General features: G+C 66.9%; 13 protein-coding genes. 9 read left to right on the top strand and 4 right to left on the bottom strand.

Going from position 1 to position 13,424, the window contains the following annotated elements; all coding sequences use genetic code 11:
* Positions 1 to 201: 201 nt before the first annotated feature.
* Complete coding sequence (locus AACY13_RS10150; RefSeq protein WP_339461207.1) at positions 202 to 1,431, top strand: alpha/beta fold hydrolase; 1,230 nt, start codon at positions 202 to 204, stop codon at positions 1,429 to 1,431.
* A 139-nt stretch (positions 1,432 to 1,570) separates the two neighbouring features.
* Here the strand turns inward: AACY13_RS10150 and AACY13_RS10145 are convergent, their stop codons facing one another.
* Entirely contained in the window at positions 1,571 to 2,419 is an 849-nt protein-coding gene (locus AACY13_RS10145) for a class I SAM-dependent methyltransferase (RefSeq protein ID WP_339461206.1), read from the bottom strand.
* A gap of 341 nt (positions 2,420 to 2,760) precedes the next feature.
* Between AACY13_RS10145 and AACY13_RS10140 the strand changes: the two genes are divergently transcribed.
* Complete coding sequence (locus AACY13_RS10140) at positions 2,761 to 3,477, top strand: DNA-3-methyladenine glycosylase (RefSeq protein ID WP_339461204.1); 717 nt, start codon at positions 2,761 to 2,763, stop codon at positions 3,475 to 3,477.
* Positions 3,474 to 4,790, top strand: coding sequence for a bifunctional DedA family/phosphatase PAP2 family protein (locus AACY13_RS10135; protein ID WP_339461202.1), 1,317 nt, complete (start codon positions 3,474 to 3,476; stop codon positions 4,788 to 4,790). The genes AACY13_RS10140 and AACY13_RS10135 overlap by 4 nt, the downstream gene beginning before the upstream one ends.
* Here AACY13_RS10135 and AACY13_RS10130 read toward each other — a convergent pair.
* Genes AACY13_RS10130 through AACY13_RS10120 form a run of 3 tightly spaced genes read right to left on the bottom strand, consistent with a single transcriptional unit; the run spans position 4,784 to position 6,463 of the window.
* On the bottom strand, positions 4,784 to 5,380 hold the full coding sequence (locus AACY13_RS10130; protein ID WP_339461200.1) for an LON peptidase substrate-binding domain-containing protein: 597 nt from the start codon (positions 5,378 to 5,380) through the stop codon (positions 4,784 to 4,786). The two genes, AACY13_RS10135 and AACY13_RS10130, sit on opposite strands and share 7 nt — an antisense overlap.
* Positions 5,381 to 5,390: 10 nt before the next feature.
* Entirely contained in the window at positions 5,391 to 6,101 is a 711-nt protein-coding gene (locus AACY13_RS10125) for an LrgB family protein (RefSeq protein ID WP_339461795.1), read from the bottom strand.
* A gap of 2 nt (positions 6,102 to 6,103) precedes the next feature.
* A complete protein-coding gene (locus AACY13_RS10120) occupies positions 6,104 to 6,463 on the bottom strand; it encodes a CidA/LrgA family protein (RefSeq protein ID WP_339461198.1) in 360 nt (119 codons plus the stop codon).
* Positions 6,464 to 6,685: 222 nt separating this feature from the next.
* On the opposite strand from AACY13_RS10120, the gene AACY13_RS10115 reads away from it, so the two are divergent.
* The 6 genes from AACY13_RS10115 (at position 6,686) to AACY13_RS10090 (ending at position 13,420) form a co-directional block, all read left to right on the top strand.
* Positions 6,686 to 7,141 (top strand): MaoC family dehydratase, encoded by a 456-nt coding sequence (locus AACY13_RS10115; RefSeq protein WP_339461196.1) that lies wholly within the window; start codon positions 6,686 to 6,688, stop codon positions 7,139 to 7,141.
* A 104-nt stretch (positions 7,142 to 7,245) separates the two neighbouring features.
* Positions 7,246 to 8,979, top strand: a complete 1,734-nt coding sequence (locus tag AACY13_RS10110) for a C13 family peptidase (RefSeq protein WP_445262560.1) — start codon at positions 7,246 to 7,248, stop codon at positions 8,977 to 8,979.
* An 83-nt stretch (positions 8,980 to 9,062) separates the two neighbouring features.
* Positions 9,063 to 9,704, top strand: coding sequence for an oxidoreductase (locus tag AACY13_RS10105; RefSeq protein WP_339461193.1), 642 nt, complete (start codon positions 9,063 to 9,065; stop codon positions 9,702 to 9,704).
* Positions 9,705 to 9,730: 26 nt separating this feature from the next.
* The gene (locus AACY13_RS10100; RefSeq protein WP_339461192.1) at positions 9,731 to 10,057 is read left to right on the top strand and encodes a DUF5629 family protein; all 327 of its coding nucleotides are present in this window, start codon (positions 9,731 to 9,733) and stop codon (positions 10,055 to 10,057) included.
* A gap of 16 nt (positions 10,058 to 10,073) precedes the next feature.
* Positions 10,074 to 10,685, top strand: a complete 612-nt coding sequence (locus AACY13_RS10095; protein WP_339461191.1) for a class I SAM-dependent methyltransferase — start codon at positions 10,074 to 10,076, stop codon at positions 10,683 to 10,685.
* A 140-nt stretch (positions 10,686 to 10,825) separates the two neighbouring features.
* Positions 10,826 to 13,420 (top strand): EAL domain-containing protein, encoded by a 2,595-nt coding sequence (locus AACY13_RS10090; RefSeq protein WP_339461190.1) that lies wholly within the window; start codon positions 10,826 to 10,828, stop codon positions 13,418 to 13,420.
* Positions 13,421 to 13,424 lie beyond the last annotated feature (4 nt).

The raw sequence follows: 13,424 nt of genomic DNA, 5'->3' as shown, positions 1-13,424 counted from the left end.
CGAGCGCCGCTGACAAGTGGTAAACAGCCTGTCCGCCCGCCCCGCCGGTAACGCCGCCCGGCCACGGCCGCCCGGGCACCGCGCGAAACAGTGACACCTGCCCCGCTCAGCCGCCCGAAGGTTAGGTAAACAAAAACCGTCCGAATGTTTACCTTGCTAGGAAAACCAGCACAGGCGGCCAAGCGCCGGGGTGAGAGAGCCATGCACTACCGTACCGACTACAGCCCCGCGCTGCTGACCTCCGCCCCCCGGGTGCTGCAACTGGGCGAGTGGCGTCTGCACTACCAGGCCTATGCCAGCCGCAGCAACGATCGGCGCGCCCCCGTGCTGCTGCTGGGCGGTGCCTTTCAGAGCTTTCGCTCGTTTGCCAGCGAAGTCGACGAGCTGCTCGGCGAACACCCGGTGATCCTCCTCGACCTGCCCAGTCAGGGCGGCAATCTGCAACTGGTGCCGGAACTGAGCCTGGAACAGCTGGCCGACCTGATCGCCGCCTTTGCCGACGAACTGCAACTGCCGCCGCTGCTGCCCATCGGCCTGTCCTACGGCTCTGCCCTGGCCGCCCTGTTCGCCGCACGCCACCCTCGCCACTGCGCCCGCCTGCTGCTCGCCGGCATCACCGCCTTTGGCCGCCCCGGAGCCCGCCTGCTGCTGCAGGAAGGGCTGGCGCTGCTCGCCGAAGGCGACAACCAAGCCTTTGCCCACGGTGCCCTGACCGGCCTGCTCAACCCGCTACGCCTGCAGCAGACCGGCGTCGGCGCGGTGTTTCGCAAGGCCCTGCTGCGGCAAATCCAGCGCCTGTCGCCCGCCGACGTGGAACGCTATCGGCAGAACAGCCAGCGCCTGCTGGACTTCCAGGGCTTCCGCCAGCATCCGGCCTGCCCGACCCTGGTCCTGGCCGGCGAATACGATCATTTCACCCAGCCCTGGGAGCACGCCCAGTTCGCCGCGGATTGCGCCAGCGCCAGCTGCGCCCTGATCCACAATGCCGACCACCTGGCCCAGTTCGAGCAGCGCGCCGCCTGCGCCGGCCTGTACAGCCCGTTTCTGCGCGGTGAAGCGCTGCCCCAGCACAGCCCGGGCAGCAGCCTGCTGGCCCGCGGACAGCTGCGCCAACTGGAAAGACGCCACGAGCCGCGCCAGCCGCCCAACCAGCGCCAGGCCCGGCTGCGTCATGCCGAGGGCGGCGAATGGACGGTGGAGGTACGCGAACTGGGCTTTTTCGGCGGGCTGTTGCGCGGCGACCTACCCCAGGGCCTGCCGCCGCGCGGCTGGCAACTGCTGCACCGGGACCTGCCGGCGCAACCCCTGCTGCCGCTGCGCCAGGATGCCAACGGCCTGGCCTTTGTCTTCCCCCACAGCGACCAGCAGGCCAGCCAGGCCATGGTCACCCTGTTCCAGCCCCACAGCCTGCCCGCGGCAGCCTGCGCCTGACAGCCAATGAGCAGGGTGCGCCGCGCGCACCAGGGTCGGCCGCTGATTCCTGGCAAAACCCTGGCATTGAGAAACGGCTAGCGCACCCAGACAACGCAGATAGTTTTTTCGGCGACCGGCCAAGGGCGGCAGCAGCGCCTCAGATACGGGCTTCGATCACCCGGACCAGCCCCTCGCTCTTGCTTGGCGGCAGCCCCAGCGCCAGGGTCGCGCGACTCGGGTCGAACACCTCGACCGAGGTGAAACCACAACGGCTAAAGCCTTCCACTATGGCCGCCTCATTGCGGTAATGCAGCGGGTAGCTGCCACGGGTCAGCCGGCCGACCAGCCCCACACCCCAGCGCAACTGGCGGTAGCGCGGATGCTCGCGCAGATCCGGGTACAGCTCGGTCAGGTAGGTGGCCCGGGGAAACTGGCGCAACTGCTCGGCCAGGCGCGCCCAGAACGACTCGATCAGTGGTAGCTCGAAGTAGTTCACCAGGCCCTCGGTAATCACCACCACCGGCTGGCTGCGATCCAGCTCGGCGAACAGGCTGGCCAGGCTCTGGCTGCCGTCCGCGGCCAGGATGTCCACCGCGCGAACCCGATGACGAGTACCCAGCCAGCCCTGGGCCTGCAACAGCAGCCGCTTGCGCGCGGCCATCAGCGGCAGGTCGGCCTCCAGGTAGCGCAGCTGCGGGTAGCGCGCGGTAAAGCGCCGCCCCCGGGGCGACAGGCCGCAGGCGATTTCCACCACCTGACAGACCCCGCCGTGCTCGATCGCCGCGCTCAGCTGCGCGTCGATCTGCAGATGCCGCTGCAGCAGAAACTGCTCGATATCCAGGTCGAAAGCCACCCGCGCGCCCCAGCTGATGGGAGCTAGCAGGCCATGTACAAAACGCCCGAAGCCGGTCACGAAAGCCGGCTCCGCCAGGCGATGGAGGTACCAGACATAACCGGTGTAATGGGCGCTGGGACTGATATGGGCGCTGCTGGCACGTTCAGACATGATTCAGGCTCTTACTGTTATCGTAGGGGTCTGTTACCGCTTCATTCGTGAGCCGCGTTGCCGCGGAAAATCTCGCCATGGCCGGGCGGCGCTCCGCTAGGCGTGGGACGCAGGGAATGGCGTTTCCTTGCCAAGTCCCACAACAACGCATGGCGAGATTTTCCGCGCAACCCATAGGGCCGGGCCTGTTTTAGCGCGATACTGCGTTTCTCGACACTCATTTGAAGCACCAAACATCGTGTCTCGTGCCTGGTTTCGCGCTAAAACAGGCTCCGGCGCGGCCACGAATGAAGCGGTAACAGACCCCCAGCCTATGCCCTGCAGCCCACCAGTGACACCGGATGCCACACGAACCCAACCTTAGTTTGCCCTGGCCCCAGGGACGCGCGCTCGACGACGCGTTCTTCGACCGCGATGCCCGCCTGCTCGCCCGTGAACTGCTCGGCAAGGTGATCCGCCACAAGCACGGCGAACGCTGGCTGAGCGTACGGATCATCGAGACCGAAGCCTATTATCTGGCGGAAAGAGGCAGCCACGCCTCCCTCGGTTATACCCATAAGCGCCGCGCGCTGTTCGCCGAGGGCGGGCATATCTATATGTATTACGCCCGCGGCGGCGACTCGCTGAACTTCAGCGCCAGGGGCCCCGGCAACGCGGTGCTGATCAAGTCCGCCCAGCCCTGGCTGGATACCCATTCGGACGCCGCCAGCCTGGCGCAGATGCAGGCCAACAACCCGGACGCCCAGGGCCGGGCACGTCCCACGGAAACGCTCTGCGCCGGCCAGACCCTGCTGTGCCGGGCCATGGGCCTCAAGGTGCCGGACTGGAACGGCCAGCGCTTCGACCCCCAGCGCCTGTTTGTCGAGGACCTGGGCATCCGCCCCGCCCAGGTGGTGCAATGCACGCGCCTGGGCATCCCGCTGGGCCGCGACGAACAGCTGCCCTACCGTTTCGTCGACGCCGACCTGGCCCGTTACTGCACGCGCAATCCGCTGCGCCGCGGCCAAGTCGCCGGCCGCGACTTCCACCTCCTCGCCCCCTGGGACGCACCGCTATGAGCCAGTGGTTCGACAGCCTGAGCCTATGGCTCGGTAGCAACCCGCAATGGCTGGGCCTGGCGATCTTCCTGATCGCCTGCGTCGAATGCCTGGCGATTGTCGGCATCCTGGTGCCTGGGGTCGCTCTGCTGTTCGGCGTCGCCGTGCTGGCTGGCAGCGGAGCCCTGAGCCTCGGTGAAACCCTGCTGCTGGCCTACTGCGGCGGCGTGCTGGGCGACTGCCTGTCCTACGCCTGCGGGCGCTATTTCCACCAGGACATTCGCCGCCTGCCCGGGCTGCGCCACAACCCGCAGTGGCTGGCCGGGGCCCACGGCTACTTTCAGCGCTACGGCGTCGCCAGCCTGCTGGTCGGGCGCTTTATCGGCCCGCTCAGGCCCATGCTGCCGATGGTGGCCGGCATGTTCGACATGCCCGCGGGGCGCTTTATTCTGGTCAGCCTGCTGGCCTCGGCCGGCTGGGTCGTCGCCTACCTGCTGCCCGGCTGGGCCACCGGTGCGGCGCTACGCCTGCCGCTGCCGCCGGGCTTCTGGCCGCAGGCGGCGGCCATAGGCGGCGCGATGGCCCTGGGCGTCGCCCTGAGCTGCCACAGCAGCCTGAGCGGCCAACGCCATGCCAGCCTGCTCGCGGCCGCCTGCGGCCTGCTGCTGTTGCTCGGCCTGATGCTCGGCTGGCCGCACCTGAGCCAACTCGACCAGGGTTTGCTGGCCCTGATCCAGGCGCAACGCAGCACAGCGCTGGACAGCCCGATGGTGCTGATCACCCGCCTCGGCGACTTCCACACCCAGCTGGCCGCCGCCGCGTTGCTGTGCCTGTTGCTGCTGCTCGGCCGCCAGTGGCGGGCGCTGAGTTTTGCCTTCCCCGCGCTGCTCGGCACGGCGCTGGCCAATGGCACCCTGAAAACCTTCTTCGCCCGCAGCCGTCCCGAGGTGCTGCTGGAGCCGCTGAACAGCTTCAGCTTCCCCAGCGGCCACAGCTCGGCGGCCTTTGCCTTCTGCCTGGTGCTGGCGCTGCTGGCCGGCCGCGGTCAGCCGCCGCGCATGCGCCTGGCCTGGTTGCTGCTGGGCAGCCTGCCGGCGCTGACCATCGCCGGCTCGCGGATCTACCTGGGCGTGCACTGGCCCAGCGATATCATCGCCGGGGCCGTGCTGGCCGCCAGTTTTTGCGCCCTGAGCCTGGCCCTGGTGGAATGGCGCACGCCACTGCCGGCGCTACCGGCCAGACTCTGGTGGTTGCTGCTGCCGGCCAGCCTGGGCCTGCTCGGCGGCATTGCCACCTGGCAGTGGTCGGCCGAGCTGTTGCGCTACGCCTACTGAGTCGCGCCCGCCTGGCCCTGCAACTGCTCCAGCAACTCATGCAGCAGGTCGAGTCGCTGCAGCGGCTGATCCAGCGCCAGCAGCTGCAGCTTCTGTTCGGCCTCCAGCGGCAACAGATAAGCCAGCTGGTTGGCCAGCGCGGCCTGCCCCACGGGCTCGGCCTGCATGCCCAGGGCGGCCACCATGGGGTGCTCGCTCAGGGCACCGAGCAAGGCGGCCAGATCGGCATGCTCACCCAACAGCGGCTGCTCGGTCTCTTCCTCCAACCACTCGACCTCGGCGACCGTCAGCTGGTCGGGCAGCACCTGGGCACGCAGCACCCGCAAGCGCCGCCCGCCCTCGACACGAATGCCCAGCAGGCCGTTGGGCAGCTGCTGGAAGTCGCGGATCAGCGCCTCGCAGCCGATCGCCGCAAACTGCCCGGCCGCCTCGCCCACCTCGGCACCCTCGAGGATGCAGACCACGCCAAAGCCCTCGCCCTGTTTCATGCAACGGCTGATCATGTCCAGATAACGCGCCTCGAAGATCTGCAAATCCAGCGTACAGCCGGGAAACAGCACGGTATTGAGTGGAAAAAGCGGCAGGGTCATAGGCACCTCCTTATAGCCACAACAGAATCGCCAGCGGCAGCAAGACCGCGGTGAACACGCCCATCAGGCTCATTGCCAGGGCCGCAAAGGCCCCGCACTCCTCGCTTTCCTGCAGGGCCCGGGCGGTGCCCACGGCATGGGCCGTCAGCCCCAGCGCCATGCCCAGGGCGGCCTGATGACGAACGCCGCAGCGTTTGAGCAGAGAGGGCCCGACTATTGCGCCGATCACCCCGGTCAGCATCACGAACACCGCCGCCAGTGCGGCGATGCCGCCGATCTGGCTGGCCACCAGCATGGCAATCGGCGAGGTCACCGACTTGGGTGCCATGCTCATCAACATGATCTGCTCGGCCCCGAAAGCCCAGGCCAGGCTCACCCCCATGACAGTGGCGAACACCCCGGCAACCAGCAGGGTGATCAGGGTCGGCCAGAACAGCTGACGAATCCGCCGCAGGTTGAGAAACAGCGGCACCGCCAGGGCCACGGTGGCGGGACCGAGGAACAGGGTCAGGGGGGCAACGCTGTCGCGGTATTCGGCGAAGCTCAGTCCGCAGACCAGGAGAATCCCGATCACCGCCAGCATCGACACCAGCACCGGCTGGAGAAGCACCCAACGGGTGCGCTCGTACCCGGCAATGGCCAGCTGATAAACCCCCAGGGTAATGCCCACACCGAACAGCGGGTGATGGATCAGCGCCTGCCAGGCGGCGTGCCATTCCAGGGTCATGGGGCCTCCCGGCGCTGCTGGCGGTCGATCAGTTTCTGCATCAGCCAGCCGGCGAATACCACCGACACCAGCAGCGACAGCAGCAAGGCCCCCACCACCGCCCAGAAATCCGCGGCGATGGCCTCGGCGTAGGCCATGACCCCGACCGCCGGCGGCACCAGCAGCAAGGGCAGGTATTTCAGCAGACTGCTGGAGGCCAGATGCAGGGACTCGCCCACCTCGCCGCGCAACAGCAGGAAGGTAAACAGCAGCAGCATGCCGATGATCGGCCCCGGCAACATCGGCAGGAGCAGGACATTGATGACAGTGCCGAGCAGCTGACAAAGCACCAGCCAGGAAAGGCCGCGAAGCAGCATGATGGACAATCTCCGAATCGTATAATGCCTAGGTGCACTGCCGCGCATTATAAGCAGAAGCGCCGCGCAACGACCGGTTTACAGCGGCCGCACGGGCGTTTCAGAGCCTCCGCGCGAGTGCCCACAAGCCTCTTGACCGCGAAGCGCAGCCATGATGATCTTAGGGCAGAAGGATTTACGCACCCCGAAAAACAACAAAACCCGCGTCTTCAAGGAGAAACCATGCCCTTAGTACCCACCGCAGAACTGCAAAGCTATATCGGCAAAGAACTCGGTCGTTCCGACTGGATGACCATCGACCAGGAACGCATCAATCAGTTTGCCGAATGCACGGGCGATCACCAGTTCATTCACGTCGACCCGGAAAAAGCCAAGCTCACCCCCTTCGGCACCACCATCGCCCACGGTTTCCTCTCGCTGTCGCTGGTCCCCAAGCTGATGGAAGGCATCATGATCATGCCCCAGGGCCTGAAGATGGCCGTCAACTACGGCCTGGACAGCGTGCGCTTTATCCAGCCGGTCAAGGTCAACTCCAAGGTGCGCCTGGTGGTCACCCTGACCGACGCCAACGAGAAGAATCCGGGCCAGTGGCTGCTCAAGGCCAAGGCCGTGCTGGAAATCGAAGGCTCGGAAAAACCGGCCTATATCGCCGAACCCCTGACCCTCTGCTTCGTCTGACCCCGCCCGCAACAAACAGGCGCGCGATCCTCGGCTCACGCGCCTTGCTTCTTGGCCTGCAGCTTTGCCTTTAAGGCATACTCGCCCACAACCTATCGCTCTGGATGTTTGTCATGCGCCGCCTCGTTCACCTGGCTCCGCTGAGCCTCGCCCTGCTGCTGAGCGCCTGCGGCAGCGGCGAACCCTGGCTGCCGGCAGACGCCGTGCTGCCCGATGGCAGCCGCTACCGCGGCGAACTGGTCGATGGCCTGTTGCAAGGTCAGGGCCGCCTGGACTACCGCAATGGCAACTATTACCAGGGCGAGTTCAAGGACGGCCTGTTCCACGGCGCAGGCGAGTGGCACGGGGTCGATGGCGAACACTACAGCGGCGAATTCCATCACGGCAGCTTCCACGGCCAGGGCCGCCTGCAGCACCGCGACGGCAGCCATTACCAGGGCGCGTTCAGTGCCGGCCAGCCAAGCGGCGAAGGCCGCTTCAGCAGCGCCGAGCTGAACTACAGCGGCACATTCAAACACGGCCTGTACCACGGCCCGGGCAAGCTGGAATGGCTCGACGGCAGCAGCTACCAGGGCCAGTTCAGCCGCGGCGAACCCCACGGTCAGGGCGTCCTGCTCGACGCGGAGGGCAACCAGTTCAGCGGTCAGTTCGAACAGGGCCAGCTCAAGGGCCCGGGCAGCTTCACCAGCCCGGAGGGCGATCACTACAGCGGCGAATTTCTCGACACCCAGTTCCACGGCAAGGGCCGCTACCAGAGCGTGGACGGCGATGTCTGGAGCGGCCACTTCGTGCGCGGCAGCCTGAGCGGAGCCGGCGAATTCCACGGCAGCGACGGCAGCCTCTACCAGGGTCAGTTCCGCGACTGGCGCTACCACGGCGAGGGTCGTTTGCGCCTGGCCGACGGCAGCGTCTACCAGGGCCGTTTCGCCCGCGACCGATACAACGGCGAAGGCCGCCTGACCCTGACTGACGGGCGCAGCCTCGGCGGCACCTGGCAGGCCGGCCAGCGCCTGCGCGACGAGCAGGACGTGCTGCTGCCCGACCCGCTGGAGGTCGGCCTGCTGGAACAGGGCCGCCTGCTCGATGCCGCCCTCGCGGCCCTGCCCGCCTCGACCCCGGCCATCGAACTCTATGCCCTGACCCTGGCCGGCGACGGCAAGCAGAGCGTGTTTATGCGCGAAGCCGATTACGTCGCCAAGCTGCTCGACGAACGCTTCGCCGCCCATGGTCGCATCACTCTGGTCAACCACCGCGACCACCTGGCCGAACGCCCCCTGGCCACCCGGGAAAACCTCAGCCGTGCGGTGCAGACCCTGGCCGAGCGCAGCGGTCCGGAAGACCTGATCTTTATCTACCTGACCAGCCACGGCTCGGCGGACCACCAGCTGAACCTCGACCAGCCGCGCCTGCAACTCAACGACCTGCCCGCCAGCGCCCTGGCGACGGTGCTCGAACCGCTCAAGGCGCGGCACAAGGTGCTGGTGATTTCCGCCTGCTATTCCGGCGGTTTTATCCCCCAGTTGCAGGACGACAAGACCCTGATCATGACCGCCGCCCGCGCCGACCGCGTGTCCTTCGGCTGCTCGGAGGAAAACGACTTCACCTACTTCGGCCGCGCCCTGTTCGCCGAGGCCCTGGAGCAGACCGACGATCTGCAGCGCGCCTTCGAGCTGGCCCGAGCCAGCGTCGCCGAACGCGAGCAGAGCGAGGGTTTCGAGGCCTCCGAACCGCAGATCTGGTCCGCCGCAGCGGTACTCGCGCAATGGCGCAAACTGCGCGAACAGCAGGCGCGTGCGCCGGATAACAGTCCCGAGAAAAAACCCGCACCCAGTCCATAACCCGCAGAGAAAGCCTGCCTGCCGCACCGCACGTTTTGCCAACGCCTGTTAAGCTGATTGATATCAGCGGAGAGCCCTAGACCATGTATTTGACGCCCCAGCACATCCTTCTCGCCGGCGCTTCCGGCCTGACCGGCGAACACCTGCTGGACCGCCTGCTCAGCGAGCCCACCGTTACCCGGGTGCTGGCCCCCAGCCGCCGCGCGCTGGCGGAACACCCGCACCTGGACAACCCCCAGGGCGAACTGCTGGACCTGTTGCCGCAACTGCGCGGCCCGATAGACACCGCCTTCTGCTGCCTGGGCAGCACCCTCAAGCAGGCCGGCTCGCAGGAAGCCTTCCGCGCCGTCGACCACGACCTGGTCCTGGCCTTCGCCCGGCGCGCCCGCGAACTCGGCGCGCGCCACCTGCTGGTGATCAGCGCCCTGGGAGCCGACCCTGGCTCCGCGGTGTTCTACAACCGGGTCAAAGGCGAAATGGAACAGGCCCTGCGCACCATGGACTGGCCGCAACTGACCCTGGTGCGGCCTTCCCTGCTGCTCGGCGCACGTCAGGAATTCCGCCTCGGCGAGCGCCTGGCCGCGCCCTTTGTGCGCTGGCTGCCCGGCAAGTACCGCGGCATAAAGGCCACGGTGCTGGCCAGAGCGCTGTGGCGTCTGGCCCTGGAAGAGAACGACGGCATCCGCGTGATCGAATCCGGCCAACTGCGCCGCCTTGGCCGCTAACCGCTACGGACACTAACGGACACCTTATGAGCCCCCACCCGGACAACCTGATCGCCGCCCTGGCGACTGCCGACATGCTGGAAATCGATGACCTGCACGCCTGGCAATTCCGCCTCGACGAGGCTCAGCTGCAAGGCAGCGGCGACGCCCCCGTGCTCAGCATCGAATGCATGGACGGCCGCGCCCTGCGCAAATGGCAGTTCAGCCTGGCCCAGGTGCAGGCCGCCCGCTACGACGCCGCGGCCGACTGCTGGACGCTGGACAGCGCCGCCAGCCCGCATCGCCTCAAGTGCTTTGCCGCCATCAGCGGCGACAATGACGACGCGCCGGACGACGCTGCCAACGACGAATAACCCGCTGGGAACCGCCATGGGCCTGTATGACCGCTACCTGCTGCCGCACCTGATCGACTTCGCCTGCGGCATGGGCGAGGTGATGCAGGCCCGTTCGCAGACGGTGCCCCAGGCCCATGGCCGGGTGCTGGAAATCGGCATCGGCAGCGGCCTCAACCTCGAGTTCTACGATGCCGCCCGGGTCAGCACGATAGTCGGCGTCGACCCCAGCGCCGACATGCAGAAGCTGGCCAAGGCGCGCGCCGCGGCCATCGCCATCCCGGTGCAGATGATTGCCCTCGAACTGGGCCAGATCCAGGCCGAGGACGCCAGCTTCGACAGCATCGTCTGCACCTTTACCCTGTGCACCATCCCCGACGCCGTGGCCGCCCTCACGGAAATGCGCCGAGTGCTCAAGCCCGGCGGTCGCCTGCTGTTCTGCGAGCACGGCAAGGCCCCGGACGCCGCCGTGCAGCGCTGGCAGAATCGCCTGACGCCACTATGGAAACCCCTGGCCGGCGGCTGCCACCTCAACCGCGATATCGCCGCGTTGATCAGCGCCGGCGGCTTCAGCATCGGCCAGCTGCAGCACCGCTACCTGAAAGGGCCCAAGGCCATGACCTACCTCTACCAGGGCTGGGCGCACTAGGAGCCTGTCCTGCTGCGGATAAACCGGACACGCCCTCGCCACGCCTGGCTTCTGGCAAATTGCCAGCAGGTGTCGGCGGCCTCCCGAATTTCTGGCTATCGTTAAGGCTCTGGACTTATCCAATGGAAGCCGGCTCACGCATGAAGCGTCTGCAGTTACGCGCAAGCACCGCCCTGCTCCTGTGCCTGGCCGGCATCCTGGCCCCCGCCAGCCAGGTCCTGGCCCAGCAGCGCCAGGTCAGTGTCGGGGTGTACGCCAACGAACCGAAGATCGTGCTGGGCGAGGACGGCCAGATCTCCGGCATCCTCGGCGAACTGCTCAGGGAGGTGGCGCGCCAGGAAGACTGGCAGCTGAACGCCGTGCCCTGCGACTGGCAACAGTGCCTGGAGCGGACCCAGAACGGCGAGATCGACCTGCTGCCGGATGTCGCCTTCAATGAAACCCGCGCCCTCTCCCTGGACTTCCACCAGGTGCCGTCGCTGTACAGCTGGTCGCAGCTGTACAGCAGCGAAGGGCTGCAACTGGCCTCGGTACTGCACCTCGAAGGCCGCCGTATTGCAGTGCTGGAGGGTTCCATCCAGCAGAATTATCTGCGCGACCTGCTCAAGAGTTTCGGCCTCAACGCCGAGCTGATCGGCGTGCCAAGCCTGCTGCAAGGCTTCGAGCAGGTCGCCAGTGGCGCGGCCGATGCGGTGGTGGCCAATCAGCAATTCGGCGACTTTCACGCCCCGCGTTACCGGCTGTACAGCACCCCCATCATGTTTCAGCCCGCGCAACTCTTCTATGCCACCCGCAAAGGACAGAATGCCGAACTGCTGGCCAGCATCGACAAACACCTGCAACGCTGGCAAGGCGCGCCCGACTCCTTCTACTACCAGACCCTGCAACGCTGGGGCGGCGAGCGCCCCACGTTGCTGATCCCTACAGCGGTCTGGTGGGGCCTGGGCGGCCTCGGCGCGCTGCTCCTGCTGGCCCTCGGCGGGGCGCTGATCCTGCGCCGCCAGGTCGCCGAGAAAACCCGCCACCTGCAGGCCGGCGAAGAGCGCCTGAACACCATTCTCGACAGCGTCGAGGCCTATATCTATATCAAGGACACCCAGCTGCGTTACCAGTACGCCAACCGCAAGGTCTGCGAGTTATTCGGCCACCCCCTCGAGCGGGTGATCGGCAAGACCGACGAATATTTCTTCGATATCGATACCGCCACCCACCTGCATGAGAATGACCGCCGGGTCCTGCAATTCGGCGAACGGGTGGAGGAGGAGGAAGTCAACCGCGGCCTCAATGGGGCCACCGAACGCGCCTTCCTCTCGGTCAAGCTGCCGCTGCGCAATGCCGCCGGACAGATCTATGCCCTGTGCGGCATTTCCACCGACATCAGCGAACACCGCAAGAACCTGGAGAAGATCAACCAACTGGCCTTCTACGACCCACTCACCGGCCTGCCCAACCGCCGCCTGCTGCTCGACCGCCTGCAACAGGCCCTGGCCAAGCATGCCCGCGGCCTGCAGCAGGGGGCCCTGCTGTTTATCGACCTGGACAATTTCAAGGACCTCAACGACACCCTCGGCCACGACATGGGCGACCAGTTGCTGCAACAGGCGGCCGAGCGCCTGCGCAGCCATGTGCGCGCCCAGGACAGCCTGGCCCGCCTCGGCGGCGACGAGTTCGTGCTGATGCTCGAAGAGCTCAGCGCCGACCCGGAGCAGGCCGCACGCCAGGTGGAAACCGTCGCCAACAAGGTCGTGGCCGCCCTGGCCGCGCCCTACAGCCTGGGGGGGCGCAGCCATACCAGCACGGCCAGCATCGGCATCGCCGTGTTTCCCGAGGACCAGACCAGCGTCGAGGAAATCCTCAAGCGCGCCGACCTGGCCATGTACCAGGCCAAATCGGCGGGGCGCAACGGCATGCGCTTCTTCGACCCCCGGATGCAGGCCGAAGCCAATGCCCGCGCCACCCTGGAAAACGACCTGCGCCAGAGCCTCAGCGAACGTCACTTTATCCTCCACTACCAGCCCCAGGTCGACCTGCAGGGCCAGCTGATCGGGGCCGAGGCGCTGGTGCGCTGGCAGCACCCCAGGCGCGGTCTGGTCGCGCCGAACGACTTTATCCCCCTGGCGGAAAGCACCGGGCTGATTCTGCCCCTGGGCCGCTGGATCCTGCACAGCGCCTGCGCCCAGCTGGTCACCTGGGCCGCGCACCCCCAGCTGCGCCATATCAACCTGGCGATCAACGTCAGCGCCCGCCAATTCCACCACCGCGACTTCGTCGACGACGTGCTCGCGACCCTGACGGAAACCGGGGCCAACCCCGCCCGCCTGGAACTGGAGCTGACCGAAAGCCAGCTGGTGGAAGACGTGGAAACCCTGATCGCCAAGATGACCCGGCTCAAGGCCCACGGCGTGCGCCTCTCGCTGGACGATTTCGGCACCGGCTACTCCTCGCTCAACTACCTCAAGCGCCTGCCGCTGGACCAGCTGAAGATCGATCAGAGTTTTGTTCGCGACCTGCTCGTGCAGCCCAGCGATGCCGCCATCGTGCGCACCATCCTGGCCCTGGGGGCCAACCTCGACCTGGCCGTCACCGCCGAGGGCGTGGAAACCCTCGAACAGCGCGAAGCGCTGCTGGCCATGGGCTGCCAGAAGTTTCAGGGCTACCTGTTCGCCCGACCGGGGCCGGCCCAACTGCTGGAGCAGTGGCCCCTGGCCTTGGGCAGCCGCGATATCACCGTCTGAATCC

The sequence above is a fragment of the Pseudomonas sp. EA_105y_Pfl2_R69 genome, from assembly GCF_963970915.1.
Taxonomy (GTDB): domain Bacteria; phylum Pseudomonadota; class Gammaproteobacteria; order Pseudomonadales; family Pseudomonadaceae; genus Aquipseudomonas.
Note: the sequence above shows the minus strand (reverse complement) of the source record. Positions and strands in the feature narration are given on the sequence as shown.